At 40.7% G+C, this 20,328-nt stretch carries 20 protein-coding genes; 1 reads left to right on the top strand and 19 read right to left on the bottom strand.

Going from position 1 to position 20,328, the window contains the following annotated elements; all coding sequences use genetic code 11:
* Position 1: 1 nt before the first annotated feature.
* The 7 genes from lspA to ACSAJE_RS02190 all read right to left on the bottom strand — a co-directional run bounded on the left by lspA (position 2) and on the right by ACSAJE_RS02190 (position 7,125).
* Positions 2–481 (bottom strand): signal peptidase II, encoded by a 480-nt coding sequence (gene lspA / locus ACSAJE_RS02220; protein ID WP_458009558.1) that lies wholly within the window; start codon positions 479–481, stop codon positions 2–4.
* 176 nt (positions 482–657) lie between these two features.
* On the bottom strand, positions 658–1,752 hold the full coding sequence (gene aroB / locus ACSAJE_RS02215) for a 3-dehydroquinate synthase (protein WP_182448190.1): 1,095 nt from the start codon (positions 1,750–1,752) through the stop codon (positions 658–660).
* Positions 1,753–1,844: 92 nt separating this feature from the next.
* On the bottom strand, positions 1,845–3,569 hold the full coding sequence (locus ACSAJE_RS02210; RefSeq protein ID WP_458009557.1) for a DivIVA domain-containing protein: 1,725 nt from the start codon (positions 3,567–3,569) through the stop codon (positions 1,845–1,847).
* Positions 3,570–3,581: 12 nt separating this feature from the next.
* Positions 3,582–4,391, bottom strand: coding sequence for a YlmH/Sll1252 family protein (locus ACSAJE_RS02205; protein WP_458009556.1), 810 nt, complete (start codon positions 4,389–4,391; stop codon positions 3,582–3,584).
* Between the two features lie 2 nt (positions 4,392–4,393).
* Positions 4,394–4,933, bottom strand: a complete 540-nt coding sequence (locus tag ACSAJE_RS02200; RefSeq protein ID WP_022024690.1) for a cell division protein SepF — start codon at positions 4,931–4,933, stop codon at positions 4,394–4,396.
* A gap of 94 nt (positions 4,934–5,027) precedes the next feature.
* Entirely contained in the window at positions 5,028–5,720 is a 693-nt protein-coding gene (locus ACSAJE_RS02195; RefSeq protein WP_022024688.1) for a YggS family pyridoxal phosphate-dependent enzyme, read from the bottom strand.
* 16 nt (positions 5,721–5,736) lie between these two features.
* Positions 5,737–7,125 carry an HlyD family efflux transporter periplasmic adaptor subunit gene (locus tag ACSAJE_RS02190; RefSeq protein WP_458009555.1) on the bottom strand — a complete coding sequence of 463 codons (1,389 nt, stop codon included), beginning with the start codon at positions 7,123–7,125 and terminating at the stop codon, positions 5,737–5,739.
* Between the two features lie 207 nt (positions 7,126–7,332).
* Between ACSAJE_RS02190 and ACSAJE_RS02185 the strand changes: the two genes are divergently transcribed.
* Positions 7,333–7,533, top strand: coding sequence for a DUF378 domain-containing protein (locus ACSAJE_RS02185; RefSeq protein WP_022024686.1), 201 nt, complete (start codon positions 7,333–7,335; stop codon positions 7,531–7,533).
* Positions 7,534–8,132: 599 nt separating this feature from the next.
* On the opposite strand, the gene ACSAJE_RS02180 is transcribed toward ACSAJE_RS02185, so the two are convergent.
* The 12 genes from ACSAJE_RS02180 to ACSAJE_RS02125 all read right to left on the bottom strand — a co-directional run bounded on the left by ACSAJE_RS02180 (position 8,133) and on the right by ACSAJE_RS02125 (position 20,304).
* Positions 8,133–9,119, bottom strand: a complete 987-nt coding sequence (locus tag ACSAJE_RS02180; protein WP_458009554.1) for a D-alanyl-D-alanine carboxypeptidase family protein — start codon at positions 9,117–9,119, stop codon at positions 8,133–8,135.
* Positions 9,116–9,529 (bottom strand): methylglyoxal synthase, encoded by a 414-nt coding sequence (mgsA, locus tag ACSAJE_RS02175; protein ID WP_022024684.1) that lies wholly within the window; start codon positions 9,527–9,529, stop codon positions 9,116–9,118. Before mgsA ends, ACSAJE_RS02180 begins: the two co-directional genes overlap by 4 nt.
* 52 nt (positions 9,530–9,581) lie before the next feature.
* On the bottom strand, positions 9,582–10,802 hold the full coding sequence (locus tag ACSAJE_RS02170) for an FtsW/RodA/SpoVE family cell cycle protein (RefSeq protein ID WP_458009553.1): 1,221 nt from the start codon (positions 10,800–10,802) through the stop codon (positions 9,582–9,584).
* A gap of 79 nt (positions 10,803–10,881) precedes the next feature.
* Positions 10,882–11,157 carry a cell division topological specificity factor MinE gene (minE, locus tag ACSAJE_RS02165; RefSeq protein WP_022024682.1) on the bottom strand — a complete coding sequence of 92 codons (276 nt, stop codon included), beginning with the start codon at positions 11,155–11,157 and terminating at the stop codon, positions 10,882–10,884.
* Positions 11,158–11,191: 34 nt separating this feature from the next.
* Positions 11,192–11,980 carry a septum site-determining protein MinD gene (gene minD, locus ACSAJE_RS02160; RefSeq protein ID WP_458009552.1) on the bottom strand — a complete coding sequence of 263 codons (789 nt, stop codon included), beginning with the start codon at positions 11,978–11,980 and terminating at the stop codon, positions 11,192–11,194.
* Between the two features lie 152 nt (positions 11,981–12,132).
* Positions 12,133–12,798, bottom strand: a complete 666-nt coding sequence (minC, locus tag ACSAJE_RS02155) for a septum site-determining protein MinC (protein WP_118690181.1) — start codon at positions 12,796–12,798, stop codon at positions 12,133–12,135.
* 28 nt (positions 12,799–12,826) lie between these two features.
* Positions 12,827–15,682, bottom strand: coding sequence for a penicillin-binding transpeptidase domain-containing protein (locus ACSAJE_RS02150; protein WP_458009551.1), 2,856 nt, complete (start codon positions 15,680–15,682; stop codon positions 12,827–12,829).
* 16 nt (positions 15,683–15,698) lie between these two features.
* A complete protein-coding gene (gene mreD, locus ACSAJE_RS02145) occupies positions 15,699–16,229 on the bottom strand; it encodes a rod shape-determining protein MreD (RefSeq protein WP_022024678.1) in 531 nt (176 codons plus the stop codon).
* Positions 16,226–17,092, bottom strand: coding sequence for a rod shape-determining protein MreC (gene mreC / locus ACSAJE_RS02140; RefSeq protein WP_118506369.1), 867 nt, complete (start codon positions 17,090–17,092; stop codon positions 16,226–16,228). The genes mreD and mreC overlap by 4 nt, the downstream gene beginning before the upstream one ends.
* Positions 17,093–17,119: 27 nt before the next feature.
* A complete protein-coding gene (locus ACSAJE_RS02135) occupies positions 17,120–18,127 on the bottom strand; it encodes a rod shape-determining protein (protein WP_458009550.1) in 1,008 nt (335 codons plus the stop codon).
* A 23-nt stretch (positions 18,128–18,150) separates the two neighbouring features.
* Complete coding sequence (gene radC, locus ACSAJE_RS02130) at positions 18,151–18,858, bottom strand: RadC family protein (protein WP_458009549.1); 708 nt, start codon at positions 18,856–18,858, stop codon at positions 18,151–18,153.
* 153 nt (positions 18,859–19,011) lie between these two features.
* The gene (locus ACSAJE_RS02125) at positions 19,012–20,304 is read right to left on the bottom strand and encodes a methionine gamma-lyase family protein (RefSeq protein WP_118506425.1); all 1,293 of its coding nucleotides are present in this window, start codon (positions 20,302–20,304) and stop codon (positions 19,012–19,014) included.
* Positions 20,305–20,328 lie beyond the last annotated feature (24 nt).

Here is a 20,328-nt window from a genome sequence, read left to right as displayed (position 1 = left end):
CTCACCTCGCAAAATCTTCTTCTTTGTAATAAAATAACAATAATAGTAATGCGATCACGGCTCCGACCACAACATAACAATCTGCAACATTAAATACAGGAAAATGAATCAATGAAAAGTAAAAAAAATCGACAACATATCCCCGTGCAAAGCGATCGATCATATTACCAATTGCCCCAGCTGCGATCAAAACAATGGCACTCTGCAGCGGTCTCCATTTCCTGCCACTGCCCATCTTGCAATAAAAATAACACAGCCCACCAAATATGATAAGAGTGACGATCAATAATAAAACTCTTTGATTTTGCAAAATTCCAAACGCAGCGCCTCTATTTTCTAAATATTCCAATTGAAACACTCCGGGAATAAGCATAACATCCGGATGTCCCTGCAAAAAATGCACAGCAAGATATTTGCTTCCCTGATCAATTGCCAGCAAAAGAAACAGGGCAATCACTCCTAAAACATGTTGTCTTTTCATTCTTGTTCCTCATTTCCATCTATACAAAATCAGTTGATTATGTTGTAATTACTGCGTCTACCACCTACATAAACTCTTATATATGATTATGCCGCAAATTACCACAGCCAACACTCATGACTATTTCTTCAATTGATTACGCTCATGATTACGCTCACGTTATTTCTTTCGCTGGGTCACGCCGTAATCACAGCATCAAGTGCCTGAGATAGCTCTTCATCGGTGACATCATCTGTCATTACTGCATTTCCAAGGTCATCCAACAAAATAAAACGAATCTGCCCTGCATTCATTTTTTTATCATTCTTTGACACACGAATAATATCTTCTTTTGTTAAGCCTTCAACTGTTGTTGGCAACTGCATCTGCTGGATCATCTCACAAATAGTTCGATACTGTGCTTCTGTAATCATATTTCTCAAATAAGATAAATACGATGCTGCAACCATACCGATGGCAACACATTCTCCATGAAGAAGTTCAAAATTCTTTAATTTTTCAATGGCATGACCAAGGGTATGACCAAAATTCAGCAGAGCACGCTCTCCCTGTTCCTTCGGATCATTTTCGACAACTTGCCGCTTGATATCACAACTTCCGTAAATAATCTCCGCTAATGCGGATAAGTCTCTATCATTCAATGCCATAATATTCTTTTGAATGGTATCAAAATAATTCATATCCTTGATCAATCCATGTTTAATAATTTCACCAAACCCCGAAAAATATTGTTCTTTTGTCAATGTCTTCAATGTAGAAACATTCATATAAACTGCCGATGGCTGATGAAATGCACCTACCATATTCTTATATCCACGGAAATCAACGCCGGTTTTTCCGCCAATACTGCTATCTACCATAGCAAGTAGAGAAGTCGGCAACTGGATAACACGAATCCCTCGCAAATAAGTTGCAGCAGCATATCCGGTCATATCACCTACAACACCACCACCAAGCGCAAGCAAAATGTCTTTGCGATCAAAATGTGCCTTGATCAATACTTCATATAAATCTTCAATGACATCCAACGTTTTCGAAGATTCCCCAGCCGGAAATGAAAATACGCAAACATATGCAGCTGCCTTTTGGGCAATAGTCTTCACTTTTTCTGCATAATGAGCTCCCACTGTATCATCGGTTACAATACATATTTTATGCGACTGAAGTGCAAAGTTCTGTAATACCTCTTCTAATCCATCATAATTGTCTGCCAAAGTAATATCATACAAGGGTTTGCCATCATAATGTACTGTCATTTTTTGTTTTGTCATAGTAAAGAACCTCCATGTTTGCATTCTCTATTCCACAAAAGGAAAGAGGGCTTATTCGGCCCCCTCTCGCATTCATATAAGAATCATTGTGATTATAATTCCGGATCAATAAAACTGAATGGATTGGCATCCATTGCAGGAGCCTGAGGCTGCGCTGTCGGCGCCGGTGTAACACCCGGTGTCTCAAACATTCCACCAAGATCCATTAACGGATCATCAATAATGCCATTACTTGCTCCGTCTGCTGCTGGTGCCGGTTCAGCCGCTGCAGGTGTCTCCGCAACAGTTTCCGTTCCACCGATCAGATCGTTTGTATTGAACATATCTGCTCCACCGAGAAGATCATTCGCTGCCGGTTCTGTTCCACCAATCAGATCATTGGCTGTCGTTTCGCTGCCACCGATCAGATCGTTTGTAGCAAACATATCCGTTCCACCACCAATCAAGTTATCGGCTGCCGGCTCACTACCACCGATCAGATCGTTACCACCAAGAATGTCATTCGGTACCGGCTCACTCGCTACAGGCTCTGTTCCACCGATCAAGTCATTGCCACCAAACATATCTACTCCACCGAGCAAATCGTTTGCTACCGGTTCACTTGCTACAGGCTCTGTTCCGCCAATCAGATCGTTATTAGCGAACATATCTGCCCCACCGAGAATATCATTCGATGCAGACTCACCGCCACCAATCAATCCATTATCCACTGGAACTGCTGGTTCTTCAGCAGGCGTTGTGATCCCAGGAATATCCATCAGCATCGGATCTGCCGCCGGCATTGATGGTGCAGTTGCCTCTACAGTCGGAATATCTAAGCCCAAATCTAGGGAAACTGAACTTCCAGCCTCTGTTTGTGCAGGTGAATCCGATGAAATGTCTAACGATATATCACCTACCGGTGACATATCTACGGATGAAACATCCAAACTAACTCCATTATCCTCCGCTGCAGGTGCTGTATCCGATGTAATATCTGAAGATACATTCAGAGTGATTCCCTCATTCAAGGTACCAGCTACCTCCTGCTCTGCATTAACTCCGGCAACATCAGCGATCGAACCTGTTGCGCTTTCTGTATTGTCTGACGGAAGATCGCTAAAAGATCCCTCTGATGAAACCGGAACTGTAAAGGATACCGGTTCAACAGGCACTTCCTCAACCTTAGGTGCATCAGCATTATCATCTGGCAATTCAACAAATGGAGCCGGAGAACCAATATTGATCGGAATGATTCCAGGATCATCCATTACCATATCAGCACTTGGCGCCTCATTCATCAATTCCTCTAATTCAGGAACAAAAATAGAAAAGCTCTCGCTGTCCAGCATCTCAATCTGTGCCTCTGCAAGTTTCTTAAACTGTAATCTATAATTTTCATAGCTCTGTACCAGTTTACGCACATGATTTCTTGTTTCTTCCAACTCACGATTAGCTTTTGCTTTTGTAATCTCCGTTTGTGCCTGTGCCTCTCTGCGCAGTGATTCAATCTCTGCTTTAGCCTCTCTTGTCATTGCTTCTGCCTTTGCAGTTGCTTCAGACATAACAGAGTCGGCCTGTGTCTTAGCAGCCTCCTGTGTTTCTGTCGATGTCTTCTCAGCAAGCACCAGAGCCTTCTGGAGTGTGGATTCCATTTTCTTGTAATACTGGATTCCCTCACTCAAAGAACTGATCTTCTCTTTTAAGCTTTGATTTTCTTTGTACAACTCCTCATAACTGCCACGAATTTCCTCCAAAAAGTCATCTACATCCTTTTTGTCGTATCCTCCCATCTTCGATTTGATTTCTCGATTCTGGATATCAATTGGTGTAAGCATACTCATACCTCCCTAAATGTATTGTTGTACCATGATGTGATATCTTCCCTTTTTTGATCGTACACCTGTCTGACAAAATCGGTATTTTCCATATCCTCTGACAGATATAATATCTCCTTCTCTCAGAAGTTTTGCATTCTCAGTACAACACTTTCCGTTAATATATATATTGCCATCCCGGATCAGTTGCAACCCCTGTGTACGCGAAGTGCGAATTGCAACTGACAACACTGCATCTAACCGCGGCGTTGTTACGCTTCCCGAAATGTCTTTATATTTTTGTTCCCAGTGGAGTTGGTTTAATGGGATACATTCTGTCTTCACGGTAGTATGACGGATTCGATCTAATTCCAAGATCAAACTCTCCATATTGGATTTACAAAAAACATATCCAACGGCCGCCGAAGCACCTTCCGGTCCCTCCATCCGTACAAGAATGTCCCCTATCTGATCTCGTTCCAATCCCATCCCCATGACCGTCCCCAAGTAGTCACGATGTGTCAATGCTTCGCCAAACTTCCGGTTTACCGGTGCGATCCTGATACATGATATAGGAAACTGTGTATCAGATATTCGATCCATATATTCCGGTGGCATAAACATAAGAACTTGACGATCAGCCTCTTCATATCCTCCATAAGAATATAATGGCAGTTGTTCCGTATGTGTATCCGGATATAATTCTGCCAATGCCTGACAGGCTAACTCCTGCTGTGTGATCGTTACGAAATCACTATAAACACAAATTCCACGTTGATATGCCATATTGCCCAAATCACGAAAACGCTTGTATAATATTTGGTCTTCTTTTGAACGTGGCATTCTTAAAATTCCTTATTCAGCGTCGGGATATTAAATCCATCTCCCTCAGCCATATTTTTAATATAATCGCCTGATATATCAATATTTTTAGGTGAAAACACAAATATGTAACGGGAAACCTGACGCATATTTCCGGAGATTGAAAAAATACAGCCGGAAATAAAGTCCATAATACGCTGTGCTTCCATAATATCAATGCCCTCGAGATTAACAACGACAGGCTGTCCATCCATCAAAACTTCGCACACCTGCTGTGACTCTCCGAAATTACTTGGCTTGATAATACATACTTCCAAACCGTTTGGTGCCGTACGAATAGGAACGACCTTATTGGTCGATGTCCGAAAACTGGTTCGTTTCGGCTGTGGTGCCGGCTCATCATAATCATCAAAAGATGGTGCTTCCTGTTTAGCAGCTCGCTTCTCCTCTCGATAGCGCGGTCTTACTTCTTCTTCCTCAACATAATCATCCGCAAAATCGTCATCATAATCTTCATCTTCCGGTGCAAGTTTGAACCAATTTAAAATTGAATCAATTCCCATGTTATAACCTCATTTCTGTATGAAGAACTTCATACATATATTTTGTGCTCAAACAATCTCTGTGATCATAAAATATCTATCATACGCTGATTGCTTAAACAGCATAATTTCTTTCTCCGAAAATCCCGGTACCAACGCGCACATGAGTTGCACCTTCTTCAACAGCAATCTCGTAGTCGTTGGTCATCCCCATAGAAAGAACATTCATATCAATATTATCAATGTTTTTCGCACTAATGTCAACTAACAATTTGTGTAATTTATGAAAAATCGGACGATTTTCTTCTGGTTTTTCGACAAATGGCGCTATCGTCATTAAGCCTCGCACATGAACACGTGGCAATTTGGCAATCTGTCGGATCAAACTCTCGGTTTCTTCAGGCTTGATTCCAAATTTACTATCCTCACCAGCAACATTAACTTCTACTAGAATATTTGCATGAACATCCTTTTTCTCACATTCTTTTTCGATTGCCTCAGCCAAATGGAGCGAATCCACGGAATGGATCAAACCGGCTCGTCCAACCACATATTTTACTTTATTCGTCTGTAAATGTCCGATGAAATGCCATTCCAGATTTTTAGGAAGCGCCTCATATTTTTCTTTCATTTCCTGTGCTTTATTTTCACCAAACTGTGTTTTACCGGCATCTATCGCTTCCTCGATCATCTCGATCGGCTTTGTCTTGCTCACAGCGATCAGCGTAACCTCTTTCGGATCACGACCACTGCGTTCACAAGCTTCATCAATCTTTTGCTGTACCTTGATCAAATTTTCACGTACCATAGTCTTTCATTCCTTTCTAATATATGATCTGATTTTCTTTCATCAGCTTTGGATTCAAAATAATATGGTCATATGTTGACAATCCATATACCGTATTATTTTTTGCAATTGTATATTCTTCATTTTCATACAATTTGTCAATCAATTGAAAGCGGCAATACCCTTGATTACAATTATATACGCCGTTTAACGTGTCTGTCTGTGACAGCGTCGTTTCTTTCGACGAATCAGTAGCCTTACGGATCACCGTGCCTGCCTCAAAGGAATCCTTGTCAATATACGCCATATCGTTATCATCGATGTAATAAACATCAATTGCCACAAGCTTATTATCGGTAACCGAGTTTAAATAATAAGTGCCGTTATCATCGTTTGGTCCATTTGATAAATACTCCTTCGGGAATACATAGCATTCCTTTTTTATAATGGAGGAATTCGGTATTTTCAAGCCTTGCGCATGATTGAATTCAATATGAACATCAATATAACGATTTTCCAAATATTGGATCATATATTGATTAAGATCTAATTTGGCATATTGCCCGCCGTTGCTTGTATACGTCGTTACCGGAACACTCATCGACAGATCATCTTTTTGCATGGTGATCTTAATCTGCTTCTGTCCGCTAAGCTTTTGAAACTGTTTGCTTGTAAGCGGCAATATGATCGACCAATTTTCACTTTTTACAAGCTTATATACGTTCGTCCCACTCGCTGCCTTAGAAGAAGGACGAAGCTGTTTCCAATGATCTGTCGTATCCTTAAAATAATCTTCCTTAACATCCTGATAGGAAACATTTTCCATTCCATCCGTTACAAACGACACAACACCTGTCTGCTTTGCCTTGACAACTTCAAAGCCAACCGCCTGATCGGTATTATCCTTAATCAACTTCTGCAATCGAGATTCGAAATTAACGGTTGAAAGCTGCAACACGGTATTATCAATATCATAGCGAAAATTTGATATTTTGTTATAGGAAGACAACGTAAAATCTTCACGAAAATTAGAAATGCTGTCGCGTATCTCTCTAGTATCCTGCGCACTAAGCTCCACACTTTCAGTATCCATCTCCGACAATTTCTGTGCAATGTCTCCTGTTCCATCTACTGAATATACATTTGTACGCAGACCAACACGATCACCTTCGCCCACATAGTAATTAATGTATCCGGCCTTTTGCGTATTCACCAATACTTCGTCTCGTAAGATCAATCCACGGATCGTTTCATCATCTGCAATCTGCGTTTCGTTCACTTCATAGATAGATAGATGATCTTTTGTCATGGACATAATAAACATAACTAAAAGATACAGTGAAAATAAGCAGAGAATAACTCCAAGGGTTTTAGATCTGCGTCGTTTCATCGATACGATATTACCTGTTTTTTTTCTATTTGCCATGGAGTTGTCACCTCTCTTCACATTCTCACTTTATTTTTACAAATTACTCTTTATTATAATCTTTTTTGTAGATTTTGTCCATATTTTGACGCTTATGTATATTTTTCCAATAAAGATTAAAGCAACAATGAGTGCAAAGTTTGAGTGTATAATTTGAATCTCTCTGGTAATACTTAGAATAACCATAATAAAAAGGAGGTTACTACATTGAAGACATTGGATTATATTTTATTAACGTTAGTGATCATCGGTGCGATCAACTGGGGACTGATCGGCTTCTTACAGTTCGATCTGGTCCGTGTATTATTTGGCGATATGAGTTTGTTGTCACGTATCATCTATGCGGCAGTGGGCATTGGCGGACTATATGCGATCAGCTATTATGGTAGGATCCGTTCCCAGTCTTAATTTGTGGCAAAGAAATTCTATTTACCCAAAAAATCAGAACACATTTCCAATTTCTGAAAACGTGTTCTGTACATACTCCCATTCCAATAGTTTCTTTGAGAAACTACTCTAACTTATTCTACTCATACTCTGCACATCAAAATTATCATATTGTCACATATTGCTTATTATGTCAGCAATATGTAATGGTATTTTGCAGCCGATAAGCTAACTTATTCTGCCAGCAGCGAACTAAGATAATTGCCGAAGAACGCAGAGTTTTTACGTGATTTCTTATTTTGTTATGTCTCTGATAAATACATGCCCGAAGGAATGTATGAGATGTCCCGGTTTAGCAAGGTATCATCCATTTTTGGACGGGACGCTTTCGCTACGATGCGCTACGTCACGTTACTTAATGTCTCTGAAATACGAGACATAAGTAACGACGAGCGCAAAGTCCCTTTCAAAAATGATGATTACCTTGCTTCCAGGACTTCGAGTTTCCGCAAGGCATGTAAATCAATTATCAGAGACAACAAAATCTAGAAATCACTAAAAACGAAAATGCGACAAGGCAATTACTATAGTTCTCTGCTGGCAGAAATCACTATGTTGTGTTATTTTATATATTCTAACAGTTTATTCATTTGAAGATATAGGCTTTCGCCACCGACTGCTTTCAAGACAACAGATATATAGCCATTGCCCTCTTTGTCCTTTGAATACAAGATCAAACAAGAACCAGCCTTCTGCGTTGTTCCGGTCTTACCTCCAATGACCTTTACACCTTTCGGAGCTGTTGCAGTTCCGATCAAATAGCGATCTGTCGTCTTAAAATATTTCGTATGTTTTTTGCCGTCTTTGTCAGTATATTTTGCCTTGTAATTTGGTTGATTAATAATATCCATAAATGTATCATACTGCAATAATTCATGAAAAACCAAATACAGATCATATACGGTAGTATAATGCTTATCATCATGCAGTCCATGCGGGTTGACGAAATGAGAATCAATTGCACCAAGATTTTTCACTTCATCATTCATCATGTCAACAAACTTTTCTACACTGCCGCCAACATGTTCTGCAATGGCTACTCCTGCATCATTTCCCGAAAAGACCAAAAAAGAATACAAAAGATCACGCAATACGATCTTATCTCCTTCTTTAAAACCGCACAACTTAGCACCATATTCCGTAATATTGGCTGCATCATGACTAAATGTGACTGTATCATCTAAATTACCGTATTTCAAAGTAACAAGTGCTGTAACAATCTTAGTAATGCTTGCCGGATACATTCTATCATAAATATTTTTGGAAAATAGCATCTTTTGCTTCGTATCATTTACGATCATTGATGCTCCCGCTGTCATAACACTATCACTGCCCTCTTTGGACTGTTTATTTTTAGGGATCACACAGATATCTTGTGAAAGATAATCCAAAGAGTATGCACCGCCACTTGCCACTACAGTACCTGTTTGCATTTGAGGGCGATAATTCAAGCTGCTCTCTCCGGATGAACCGCATCCGGAAACACACAATGTAACCGCTAAAAATAATGCGGTCAATCTGCCGTATTTTTGTATTGTATTTCTCATTCTGCCAACCCTTCTTTTCTAAGCACTTCGCGCCATTCCAAATCTCCGCGGTCTAATGCTTTGACAAGTAGTTCTGCTGTTGCCAAATTCGTTGCAAACGGAATATTATAGGTATCACACAAATGGATCACTGTATTTACATCCGGTTCATGTGACTTTGGAGATAACGGATCCCGCAAAAAGATCACCATATCTATCTCGTTATGTTCGATCTGTGATGCCAATTGCTGTTCACCACCCAAGTGACCGGCAAGATATTTATGCACCGACAGATTTGTTACCTCCTCGATCAACCGACCTGTCGTTCCCGTTGCATATATATCATGCTTACTCAATATTCCGCGATAAGCAATTGCAAAGTTCTGCATTAATATTTTCTTTGCATCATGCGCTACCAACCCAATATTCATATGTTGTTCACCCCTTTAATTCTATCAAAGTATTTTTAGGAAATATATCCCGCTATAATTCTAAATCCATATCAATGTCCCGCTCTGCATCACTTCCATACATATTACGCATAGAAAATCCACCTTTGCTGGATTTGGCAGGTTGTATGCTGATATTCATGATCAAACCTATTCCGATCATGGATGATAACATCGAACTCAGTCCATTGCTCAGAAACGGTAAAGGAAGTCCGGTATTCGGGAACATAAATGTTGCAACACTTATATTTGCAAAAACCTGAAACATATACATAGATGCTACTCCCATTGCAATCATCTTCCCCAATAAATCCTGTGCCTTTCCAGCCACACTAAAGCACTTAAAGATCACAATCGCAAGCAGTATCAAGATCAAACAGCAGCCCAGGAAACCAAACTCTTCTCCAATGACAGACCAAATAAAATCACTCTCACGTACACCTACGCTGCTATAGTTTCTACCGACTTTAGCATCTCCGCCATCTTGCAAAAACTTGCCATATATTTTGCCCGAGGCTATTGCTCGAATAGAGTGCAGCTGCTGATAATTATATTTCTCCGAGTTTGGAAAGGTATCCGGATACAGCCATGACATGATTCGATTATACTGATACCCTATCAACAGTCCATTATGTGGCTGCTGAATATACCAAGCACCTACAATACCAATTGGAACAAACAGCAATATGATCGGCACTATAATGCGATAGGACAACCCCGCTGCAAATATCATTACGACCATGATAAATGCAACGACCAGACTGGAACTTAGGTCAGGCTGTTTTAAGATCAATAACATTGGAACTGCTGTTATTACTAACGTCAATACTAATGTTTTGACCTGGGACATTTTACTGGACCGCCTTACTAAGAAAACTGCCAGCGTCAAAATAAATATAATCTTCATTAACTCTGTCGGCTGAAATGTCAGTCCCGGCATACGAATCCAGCGCTTGGCATCTGTACCATTGTTAGTTCCCAGCGGCGTATACGTTGCCAAAACAAGTATAACACCTATTACATAAAATATTGCTGTAAACTGACAGATAAAATGATAGTCTAATACCGACAAAATGGCAATGATCACGATTCCCATGCAGATTCCCATGATCTGGCCCTTCATATAAGACATTCCATCATCTTCTCCACCTGCCAGTCGAACTGCAAATGCACTGATCATACATAACACCAGTACAACACCAAGAAGAGAAATATTGTAACGCTTCCAGTCATATTGTTTGATACGATTTATCATCTTAAATTCATCCCCATTTACCCAGCATATTTCAATTTTGTGTCAATAGTTTATCCGCAGCCGAACCTATTCAGATTCTTTACTTGCGGAAATTTCTGGATCCTTTGATCGGAATATTAGCCAACAATGCATTGACTGTCTCTGACCCAACTTCTGTTTTTGCCATTTTGATATCCAGCTCATCCGTATCAATATCCAAGTATTTGGATATCACCTGAATGATGTCATTTTTCATCTGATCCATTAACTCTGGAGAGCAAACAGCGCGATCAGAAGTAATGGCAACTTTTAGTCGATTCTTAGCAATATCACTGCTCGAACCGGAACTCTTAAAAAAATTTGAAAAAATACTCATATCTTCTCCTCCATACGCTATATGCGCAGTAATATTATTTCTTAAAAATTGACTTTAACTTTTGGAACAATCCATTAGTTGCTTCCAGATTCAAGTAAGGCACTTCCTCGCCCAAAATACGATGACAAATATTCATATATGCCTGTCCTGCCTGACAGTCTTTGCCAACGAGCGGCTCACCTTGATTGGTTGAAATAACAATATTTTCATCATCCGGCACAACGCCGATCAGATCAACAGCCAGGATTTCAACAACATCTTCGCTTGACATCATATTTCCCTCTTTGACCATATCGGTACGCAAACGGTTAACTACCAAGTGAGTAGATCCAATCTCATTTGCCTCTAACAGACCAATGATACGATCTGCATCACGGACGGCAGACACCTCCGGTGTCGTTACAACCAATGCACGGTCTGCTCCTGCAATCGCATTTTTAAATCCCTGCTCTATACCCGCCGGGCAATCCATTAATATGTAATCAAATTCTTCTTTCAGATCGTCTGCAAGTTTTTTCATCTGCTCTGGTGTAACAGCTGTTTTATCCTTAGTCTGTGCGGATGGCAGCAGGTAAAGATTTGGATAGCGCTTGTCTTTGATCAACGCCTGCTTTATACGGCAGTTGTTCTCAACAACATCAACCAGATTATACACAATACGGTTTTCCAGTCCCATAACTACATCTAAGTTACGAAGCCCTATATCCGTATCGATCAATACTACTTTTTTGCCCAACATAGCAAGACCGGTTCCGACATTTGCCGTAGTTGTTGTCTTACCTACACCACCTTTACCGGATGTAATTACGATTACTTCACCCATTGTTTACCTCATTTCTGCATACGCCACTCTGTCTTGATTACTCTATTACTTCTATAATTTCGGATCATGCCCGTATGCTGACACAATCTCGCAAATTATATTGTACCAAAAAGCAATAAGGAAATCCACTTTTTTCGTGAAAAATCACGAAATTACAATCGAATATCCCCCATCACATCTTTATCCAATGGTTCAATATAAATATTTCCATCTTCCCAAAATGCAATCTTGGTTTCTTTTTCTTTCTTCTTTCTTGGCTTATCCGAGGAACGTGCAATCGTATCTGCGATACGGATCTGCACCGGATCCATATCCAGTGCAACAACAAACGCATTCGTATTTCCGGAAGATCCTGCATATACATTGCCCTTTAAGGATCCAAGAATGATCACATTCCCCTTAGAAACTACTTTTGCCCCTGCTTTGACATCTCCAATGATGATAATGCTGGTTTCCACATCCAACACCTGTCCGGAGCGAAGATTTCCTTTGAAAAACTGTCCTGTACTGTAGTCAATCTCTTCCTGTCTGTTTTCTATGCTATTTTGAAATGCTGTCTCCAAAGCCTCGTCCTCTTCCATGATACACGGAATCAGTAAATGGCAATTTTCCTGAATACAGTCTACCAGCTGCATCTTCTCATCATCGCTCAGCTTTTTCCCTTGAAAAGATACTGCTTTCGTCGCTTCTCCCCAAAAGGCTGCTGACTCCTTAAATTTCTCGCTGACCGCCTGCTTAAGTTCTTCAAACGCAGCTTCCTCGTTCAGTACAATAACAATGCCTGACTTGGTGCCTTTCATTGCTACTAATTCACTCATAGATCTCCTCCATTCCTCATACGATAGATTAATCCGTATGCGTTGTATTGGATTCCGGCATTTTAATCTTACCGGATACTTTCTTTTTGTTCTTACTAAAGTAATATTTATAAACATCTCTTGCCGTCTGTGCAGCATTGGATGATGTAAAACCGTTAGGTATTACGCAAGTTACAGATATTTCAGGATTCTTGTACGGTGCATAAGAGACAAAATATGCATGGTTAGCATGCAATTTACTCTGCTGAGCCGTTCCTGTCTTGCCGGCGATCTTTACTTTCATTCCGCTGAACATAGATCCAATGGAGCTTCTGCTTCCATTGACCACTCGATACATTCCGTTATGAACTGCTTTCCATGTCGAGTTAGCAATATTCACCTTATTACGAACCTTTGCATGATTATCCAGTATCACATTGCCATTGACATCCTTTACCTGATTGATCAAGGTCAGATCATAGCAGGTACCACTGTTGGCAACCGTTGTAACATAACGGGATAACTGGATCGGCGCATAACTATGTGTTGCCTGTCCAATTGCAGAACGCACAGCATCTGTCTTGGAGAAGTTCGGCTCACTTTCCGGAAGTTCGACACCGGATTTATCTGTCAATCCAAACATATCCGCATATTTTTTTAGCCGCGATAAACCGCGCGCATTATTTACCTGCCCGTGTGTAAGACCGCTCAGTTTATATCCTACGGTATAGAAAAAGTAGTTACAAGACACTTCCAACGCACCAGATACGTTAATGCTTCCATGACCTGCCGTACTCCAACATTTTGGAGACGGTGTGATCTTATCAAACGTAACATTATCATGGATCATTGTTCCGGTACTGATCACTCCTTCTTCTAATCCCGCTACAGAAGATACGACCTTAAAGGTAGACCCCGGTGCGATCTTTTGCTGTGTTGGTCGGTTCATCAGCGGAGATGAAGTATTCTGTGTTAAATATGAATAAAAATAATCCGAATCAACCTGATTTGCCATCTTATTATTATCGTAACTCGGATAAGAAACCATAGCCTTTACATCACCAGTCTTAGTATCTGTTACAACGATGGAACCCGAACACGGATCCAGGCCAAGCTGTCCCGGCGTAATCTCCAGTTTACGGATCTTACCGGTCAAGAAAGAATACGGTGATGTAATACCATGCTTAACCTTACTGTATTCCTGAGCATTGTATTTGATATCACCTTGATCAAATAACAGCAGGCAGCAGTCCTGCCCTGATATTTCATAATGATAGATCAAATAACTGTATACCATCTTACTGTATGTTGTATCATCTTCCAACAGTTTTAATCCATAATCGACCAATTTTTTGTATATTTCTTCCGTACTGTAATAGGAATCACCAATCTTTAGCACACTCAGATCAATCCAATTGGCAGAAATTGCATACTGCAAATATTGACTGAGACTAATCTTCCCATTTTGGTACTTTTTATAGGTATCATCTGACGTATCTATGTCATCCGTCAAAACAGTCCCCTCATTCTTCAACGCAGTATAAAAATATGAAACGAAATCCTGCATGTCTTCCGGAAGCTGTTTGTAAGTTTTTTTGCTGTCCGCTGCCAAATATGTCTTTAATCTGCTCATAATACGTTTGGATTTTGTCTTATATTTTTTATATATTGCTTTTTCCAGATCAGACGCATCTTTCTCTGTGAATCTGGTGACATCGATCACATTATTCTGGATCAATGCATTGTATACATCATAAATTGGAATTCGAATTTCAGAAGCACTGCGGCCACGACTTCCTGCATCAGATCCATTGCTGATCTTTGATAACAAAATTCCGGCAATATGCTCCTCCAAGAGATTGTAACACTCCTTCTGAAGCTTTGCATCAATCGTAAGATACAAATTATTTCCCGCAACAGGATCTGATTTTTTCGTCACATCCAGTACACGGCTTGTTCCACTATTGATCGACAAAGTTTCACTGCCTTTTTTGCCCTTGAGATAATTTTCACAACTACTCTCAAGACCGGAGATACCAATCTGATCAGATGTCGTATAATCTGTATTTGGGTCTTTCTGCTTTAATTCCTCCAGTCGCTCCGTTGTCACAGCTCCGGTATAGCCTAATATATGTGCAAAATATTTGCTATCTTTGTATACACGTGTTGTATCATCTGAAATATTTACGCCGGGAAGATCAGCACTGTTTTCTTTGATCGCTGCAACAGTAACATCATCGACATCGTTTGCCAATGTGATCGTTTCATACATTTTATAGCGATTCATAAACATTGCATATCGTACAGCCATAATTTTTAATGCAGTATCTTCATCATATTTTTTATCGATCAAAAACTTTGGGCTGTTCGATCCCTCATCATAACGAAGATACTCAAATAACTCCCTGGCAGACATATCACGCTGCTCCTGTGTAAGCTCTTCCACCCTTTTAGCGGAAAAGATTTCTTTTTTGAAACGAAGCAAAGCGTTTCCGGATAATGTGTATTCTAAGTTGCCTTTCTTGTTTTTATGAATATAAAATTCTACGGATAATGTACCATCATTTTTCTCAATTAATTGGATCAAACGGTAGATCATTGCATTTTTATCTTTGGACGACAGACCTTTGGTCTTATCATTTTCCTCAAAGATCACGTTATGCGATAGTGCATTATAGGCCAATAACTTTCCATTACAATCATAGATATTTCCACGTGTTGCTTTAATCTCGCGTGTTTTTGTTGCCTGTTGCTGGGATTCCTTCTCATATTCATCCCCTTTCACAATCTGAAGCTGAAACATGCGATTGATCAACAAGGCAAACAATAATATGTATACCACTAAAACAGGCAGCAGGCGCACTGAAAAAAACACCTTTAAATATCGTTTTATGGTATCTAACATGATGCTACCTCTCTTTCTATCCCTCAAAAGGCTTCTTTGGTTTCAACAATACTTCTACCGGCGGATTGATCTTGGCATCCAGCTTATGAATAATGCGGAATAACACCGCACCTAAAATGACCGTATAGATCATCTCCGGCAATATCACACTTTTCACATAGAAAAGTATGTTTAATCTGCCGCGTAACATAAAATTACAGGCATAATATAACACACCGTATATGACATCGCTGCCGGCAATGGCAACAATAGGTACAGTCAGATCCTCCTCAAAGTACAATTTGCTGGCAGCACCACACAAATATCCAACAACAGAATAGATCAATATTCCGATACCGATCACACTGCCGTATAAGGCATCAGTAAGCAATCCGCTGATCACTCCGGCGAATATACCGCACTTTCGTCCATATAATAATCCTGCAGCAACAGTCACTACCAAGATCAGATTTGGCACCATATGTGCGATCTCTATATAACGAAAAACGGTTGTTTGCAGCAAGAAATTTATGATAAGCAGCACAAATATTGTTATGTAACGCCTCAATTCAACATCTCCTTTAATTCGTCTGAATTTTTCACTTTTGTAATAACCAGCACCATATCCAATTTGCGAAAATCTGCTGCAGGCGTCAGATATGCCGTCTGTGTCAAATTGGATACATCTTTTTTCAGATCATGCACGTATCCGATCAGGATTCCTGAAAGATATTTATCACTGATCTGAGATGTGACAACTTCATAACCATCTTCGATCTTAGCATTGCCGGATATACTACTAACCTCTATCACACCATCATTCATTAACTGCAGATTTCCGCTTACAATGCAGCTATCTGATGTTTTTAAAAAGGTACCATATACGTTACTGTCATCATCAATGATCGAACGAACAGTAGAATACGACTTTTTAACATCTGTAATGATCCCAACCAGTCCGTCTCCTGCCATTACATTCATATTAACGGCCAGTCCATCTTCCGATCCTTTATCAATAATAAAAGTGTTGTACCAATTATCAGGATCACTACTGATAACTCTTGCAGCTACTTTCGGATAACTTGCATACTGCTCGTCTAACTTGTACAGCTTACGGAAATCTTCCAACTCATACTTATCCTGTTGCAGCAAGCGGTTTTCTGCTGACATTTCATCTAATTTTTTTTGCAAAGCATCATTTTGTTTCAACAGTTTATTCATTGTGGTAATATGCTTTGTCTGTTTAGCAATCTTACGTCCTATCGTATTAATACCCCTCTGCATCGGTGTGATCACACCGCCAACTGCTGACTGTACCGGTGCCATTTTGTCATTGAAACGAAATGAAACAACAATCATCAAAATACTGACCACTGCGATCACTGCTAATATATATTTAGGGTCAATGGTAATTTTCGTTTTTTTACGCATTTTCTGATCCTTCCTCAAACTGCATTCTTATTTCATAAGCGTTACATATTTTGCTGCCTGTTTGCTATGCTCTGCAAAATACCCCAAACCGGACACTGCCGTTTCCTGCGGTTTGTCCGAGATATTGACAGCCACTCCGGTTTTTGTCTGAAGCATTGCCGCCAATCCATGAATCTCAGAGGAGCCTCCTGTCAAATAAATGCCACGTTCCTTTATGTCCATGGATATTTCCGGAGGTGTATGTTCCATAATGGAACGCGCCTGCGTTATGATCGTCTCAAAAAACGTAGTTGCAAGTGGTGCAACCTCTGCACTCGTAAGCGTAATCTCACCAGGAAGTCCCTTCACAACATCTCTGCCTACCAACTTCATGGAGCGATCCAGTGTTGTCGCGGCGATCAGCTCTTTTTTGGCTTGCTCTGCAGTCTTACAGCCGATCAAAAAGTTGTATTCCTTGCGCACATAACTTCGAATAAGCATATCCAATTCATTTCCACCGGACGGCAAAAGCTTACTGACTACAATTCCACCTAGAGAAAGTACCGAAATTTCTGTTGTGTCAGCACCTACATCGATGATCATTGCCCCACGCAGCTTCTCTACATCCAAACCAAGTCCAAATGCATTAGCAACCGGTTTATCTACTAAAAAAACTTTCTTTGGTTTCGTTTCACCGCGGGAAATGATCTGGGAATATGCCTGTTTCTCAACTTCCGTGATATCAGCCGGAACTGCCAGATAATACTCACAGCCTTTGATCTTCTTTTTACCGGACAAAGAATAGTTCATGTAATTCCACAAGGCGATCATATCCTGCATATGTGCGATCACGCCATGCTGCAGTGGAAAAGAAACATGAATGCTTGGCGGTTCTTTTTCATACATTTCATAAGCTGTTTCGCCAATGGCGATTGGCTTATTCTCTTTGCCAACAGTAGAGACTACATTGCGTTCTAATATTACAATGCCATTTCCTTTTTTATAGATTTTGATGGTACCGGTTCCAAAATCAATACCATATGTCTTTTGTGCCATGGAAATTCTCTCCTTCCCATCCCTTAAACGGGTTTGTCCATATATCCGCTCTCGCGGAAACTAACATAGCGGTTGTCCCCTATGATAATATGATCAACCAGCGGGATACCAATCAGATTTCCCGTTTCTATGATTCGTTTTGTCAAAATAATATCGTCTTTGCTCGGTGTCGGATCTCCAGACGGATGATTATGTAACAGTAAAATACTGACCGCCTTGTGCTTTAGCGCATTGTAAAAGATCTCACGTGGAGCTGCTAGTGATGCGTTAAATGACCCATTGGATAATTCCAAATCATCCTGCACCGCATTTTTCCCATCTAAGATCAAAAGCCGAACCTGCTCCGTCTCCAAAAAACGCATCGATAAATATGCTCTTGCTACTATGGCAGGATTATCACAAAGCAGGATTTCTTCGCCGTCTAACGATCTCATCATGCGTTTTGTGATCTCAGTCAGGCAACGCAGCTGTATCGCTTTGACTCTCCCGATTCCTTCCAATTCCTGCAGTTGTTCCTGCGACATCTGAAATAGTCCGCCAATCCTTTTTCCAGGAATATGCTGCAACACTTTCTGGGCCAATTCCGTAGACCTCATTCCACCACAGCCGGTTCGAATAATGACTGCCAATAGTTCCGCATCCGACAACACTTGTGGACCATACATAACACATTTTTCGTATGGTCGTTCCGAAGCCGGCAATTCTTTCATGGTTTGTATTGTTTTTCCCATAGTACCTCCTGTTGTCAGAAGGCTCTCCTTTGCACACTCTTCATCTTAGCATAAATTATTTTCTTTGTATAGAAGCATACCTCAAAAAAGAAATGACTTTTTCGTGAATTTTCGACGCCAAATCCTATGCAGGATCAGAACTAAACCTGTCTTTTATGGTAATTTCACAAGGTTTTCCTGTACAAGGTACTGTAAAGACATTGTAATGCCAAAACGAGCATGATACCATGTAAGCCCCCCTTGGAAATAGACCGCATACGGCGGTTCGATCGGCCCATCTGCGCTAAGCTCGATCGAAGAACCCTGTACAAATGCACCTGCCGCCATAATAACATCACTATGATAGCCGGGCATAGCATACGGCTCCGGTGCCACATGGCTGTCAACCGGAGAGCCGGCTTGTATCCCTTTGCAAAAAGCAATAACTGCTTCCGGAGATCCAAGTGTAACCGCTTGAATGATATCATGACGGCTCTCTGTGCCATCCGGGACAACCGGGAAACCTAATCCTTCATATACATTTGCCGCAAAAATCGCGCCTTTTAATGCGCCTGCCGTTACCGTTGGTGCCAAGAAAAATCCTTGAAAAAATGCTTGATTTACCCCCAACGTCGCACCGACCTCTTTGCCAAGTCCCGGTGCAGTCAACCGATACGCACAAAGATCCACTAACTTTTCTTTACCGACAATATATCCGCCGATCGGAGCCAGTCCGCCACCAGGATTCTTGATCAGAGATCCTACACAGAGATCAGCACCGACCTCAGTTGGTTCTATCGTTTCGACGAATTCTCCATAGCAGTTGTCAACCATACAGATAACATCCGGTTTAATGGATTTAATAAATGCGATCAATTCGCCAATGCGTTCCACAGAAAGTGTCGGTCTCGGATCATATCCCTTGGAACGCTGAATAGTGACTAACTTTGTATTATCCCGTAACGCTGCCTTGATCCTTTCAAAATCAAAGCTTCCATCCGGCAGCAGATCTACCTGTCGATAGGATATACCAAATTCTTTGAGAGATCCCGGTGGATTCACTTCTCTGGTCCCGATCACGCCCTCCAATGTATCATAGGGTCTGCCCACCGGTGAAAGAAGTTCATCGCCCGGACGAAGCATTGCCGACAATGCCACCGTAAGCGCATGTGTTCCACAAGTAAGCTGTGGACGTACCAATGCAGATTCTGCCCGAAAAACATCTGCATAAACTGCTTCTAAGGTCTCACGGCCAAGATCATCATAACCATACCCTGTTGATGACTCAAAGCAGGCAGCACTCACTCTGTTTTTCTGCATTGCTCGAAGCACCTTGATCTGATTTAGTTCCGCCACTTGATCGATCTGCGCAAAACGATCTTTCATTCTGCTGCTGATCCCGTGACAGTAATCATAGACCTCTGGAGAAATCCCCGCGTCCATATAACTTTTTTTCAGTAAATTCATTGTATCCATTGTAATTGCATGTTC

Source organism: Jutongia sp. SJQ-6 (assembly GCF_054161275.1).
Note: the sequence above shows the minus strand (reverse complement) of the source record. Positions and strands in the feature narration are given on the sequence as shown.